Below are 455 nucleotides of genomic sequence, written 5' to 3'. Positions count from 1 at the left end.
AGCTCCGTTACGCCATAATTTTCCTCAAACATCCTGGTCAGCGGAACCACCCCGGCCTGCTCCAGCAACGGGCTGAAGCCTTCCTGGCTGATCTGCAGAAGAATCCTGTCATGATATGATTTTCCAGCCAGACTGGTCTTATGAATCTGCTGCCGGTTAACCAGTACCACCATCCCTTTTTTTACATGGTACGTCTCCCGGTCGATAAAGTAGTACCGTTCACCCTCCAGCAAAAAATAAAGTTCAAAGCTGTCATGAAAATGTTTGGTCTGCATCGTAAATTCGTAATCACGGATTACCTCGTCGATGGTAAGCCCTACCATCTTTTCTGAAAATACCGTTCGTTCCATTCCCTGCTCCACATCTCCCGTCGTTTTACGCTCTGTCGTGTTTCAATTGTAGCCAAAAGTACGAAAATACCATAAAAAGCATCGATTCTATAAGATTTATAATAC

Annotated in this window: 1 protein-coding gene; it reads right to left on the bottom strand. The window is 44.8% G+C overall.

The genetic code is table 11. The features are described from left to right. The coding region (locus NE664_13920; GenBank protein ID MCQ4727731.1) for an AraC family ligand binding domain-containing protein at positions 1–350 on the bottom strand (350 nt) is incomplete at its 3' end. Positions 351–455 lie beyond the last annotated feature (105 nt).

This window comes from Anaerotignum faecicola, from assembly GCA_024460105.1.
Lineage (GTDB): Bacteria > Bacillota > Clostridia > Lachnospirales > Anaerotignaceae > JANFXS01.
The sequence above is the reverse complement of the archived record's forward strand: the minus strand, read 5'-3'. Positions and strand labels throughout refer to the sequence as shown.